General features: G+C 36.6%; 1 protein-coding gene. It reads right to left on the reverse strand.

The genetic code is table 11. The features are described from left to right. Positions 1-67 precede the first annotated feature (67 nt). Positions 68-1,726 (reverse strand): tetratricopeptide repeat protein, encoded by a 1,659-nt coding sequence (locus QT992_RS33305; RefSeq protein ID WP_333341056.1) that lies wholly within the window; start codon positions 1,724-1,726, stop codon positions 68-70. Positions 1,727-2,004: the final 278 nt, after the last annotated feature.

Genomic DNA, 2,004 nt, shown 5'->3' on the forward strand with positions numbered 1-2,004 from the left:
TCAATTACGCACTTGATTTAGCTAAACACTTGATCTTATCATGTTTTAGGTTGAAATTAAGATGCGTTTACCCTGCTAGAAATACAAGCTTAAAACCATAGTTTGAAAGGATATCCATTACCTCGCTCTCGTTGATAATTCTGCGACCGCGAGCTTTTTGCCGACTAATGTAAATTCGCTCTTTGGGAGCATAATTACTTTGTGCTAGAAAAGTGCGTTTGAGAAAATCAATAACCCAAGAGCTTCCACGACATCCACTAGGTAGTGATGGCACAAATAGTTCACTTGCTGTAATATGCGGATAATTGAAAGTATCTACTATCTTTTCTTGCGGAATCCCCAAGCGGTTAAGACTTTCATAACAGAACTTCGTATCGGGTTGATAAAAAAGAAATCGATCTATCTCATTAAGTTCAATTCCTGAAAGCCTTAGAAGTTGCAATCTGGGAAAAACTTCAAGCATCCAATGGTAATAACATCGACTGCCTAAACGCGAAGATAAAAAGGCTACCTTCCCGAAAAAGCTATGGATGTCAGGCAAGCGCTTGGAGATTGAGATTAAGTTGGAAAAACCTGTAGATACTTCGGGAATTAATATATTGCGAGATGTTAAAATGGCACTTGTCCAAAAATCAGAGTAAGCTCGTCCATTCAGGAGCTTTATAACATAGGATTCTTTTACATAGGATTCTTGTGACAAAAATTTAGATTGAATGTGATTTTCAACTGTTTTAGAAGGAGCAAGAGCGACTATTTCGCTATCAAAAACTTGAGTTATTTGAATATTATCTTTTGTGTTTTTCTCGGAAATATATGCCGATAAACTATCCTCCTCTTTTAACAAATATTTCTGTATCAAATCAAAGGGAATACTCCCCGAACTAATAGAAATCGCCGCATCTTGAAGTCCTAACGCTTTGCATATCTCGGCTAACCCTCTCTTTGCTTGTATGAAGCTTGGATTAATTTCTAAGGTTTGTAATGCTAAAGACATGGCATCTTCATATTGACCTAGCTGAAACCTTACTAAAGCAAGTTTATAACGGCACTGATATGAATCAGGTGCGATCTTCACCATTGACTCATAAAATAACACTGCTAAATCAAGCCTATTACTCTGAATTAAAAACTCTCCTGGACTCAGATATAAAATTGGGTTAGATGCAACTGAATTAAGGTGGATGGCTTGCTCGTAATAATCAAAAGCTTTTTGTTTGTATCCTTGACTGTAAGATAAATCCCCCAGCTTAAATACAATCAATGATCGGCGAAATTCATCGTTATACTCGATTGCTTTTTCGTAAGCTTCAATAGCTTGATCGTACTTTTTTAAATCAACAAAAATATCAGCTAATCGAGAGAATACTACCCCTTTTAATGCTAAAGGAAAAGAATCTACAGCAAGAGCATTTTTGTAGTTTTCGATGGTTTCCTTAAGCAAACCTTGCTTTGTATAAGCTTCTGCAATTCGCATATAGAACAATCCATTGATTCGAGTTTTACTAAAGTATATTGCTTTTTGATAAGAGGCTATCGCTTCCGCAATTTTTTCTTGAAGCATTAGCACGTTAGCGAGATCGAAATGCACCCAATTGTAATCATGTTTTAGATTAAGTGCTTGTGTAAAAGATTCAATTGCGGCATCAAATCTTCCTCGATCGCGCATACTCAGCCCTAATTCATAGTAATCTTTTGCAGATTCTTTTTTGTCAGTTGCATCACTCATACAAAACTCCAAAATGATTGACCATTCAAATCGCTACTCAATTAGTAATAGCATGAGCGGGCATAAATAAACGTATAGCCTGACAAGCCAATTTCCTCGCTGTAAAGGGCTTCTAGCCTTTGGTCTTATTCGTTTAATTCTGCCCGCCTACTTACCTGATGACTGGGAGAATTACGATAAATTCTCTAAGCTCCTTTTGCATAAGTAGGTCGGCGCAAAAAAACCGAACTATGTTAAGATAAGTAAACAAAAAGAATATATCTACTGAGGTAACTCAA

It is taken from the genome of Microcoleus sp. T3_D1, assembly GCF_036700405.1.
Classification (GTDB): domain Bacteria; phylum Cyanobacteriota; class Cyanobacteriia; order Cyanobacteriales; family Microcoleaceae; genus Microcoleus.

Coding starts and splice junctions, on each gene's coding strand:
- QT992_RS33305 (WP_333341056.1), bottom strand. CDS start 1,726: ATGAGTGATGCAACTGACAAAAAAGAATCTGCAAAAGATTACTATGAA.